The organism is Pseudomonas persica, from assembly GCF_900291015.1.
In the GTDB taxonomy this organism is placed as follows: Bacteria; Pseudomonadota; Gammaproteobacteria; order Pseudomonadales; family Pseudomonadaceae; genus Aquipseudomonas.
The window spans coordinates 1-249 of record NZ_OLKL01000278.1 but is presented as its reverse complement, the minus strand read 5'-3'; the positions used below and the strand labels follow the sequence as shown (position 1 = coordinate 249).

Genomic DNA, 249 nt, shown 5'->3' with positions numbered 1-249 from the left:
GTCCAGCACGGAGTTGCAGCAGGCGCAGCAGCGTTACCAGCAACTTCATGGTGAACACGCGCGCGCCCTGGCCAACCTGCAGCATTCCGAACGCGCCAGCGCCGAACTGCGCAGCTATCTGGATACCGCCAAGGAAAAACTGTCCGGTGCCTTCGCGGAACTGGCGGGCAAGGTTTTCGACGAACGCGGGCAACAGTTCGAAAAGAACGTGCGCCAGGCCACGGTGCAGTCACGCGCGGACATCGAAGG

The 249-nt window shown here is 62.7% G+C and carries 1 pseudogene; it reads left to right on the top strand.

Features of this window, described 5'->3' with window-relative positions:
- Window positions 1–249: pseudogene (locus FQ664_RS26570) on the top strand (hypothetical protein); the annotation flags it as partial.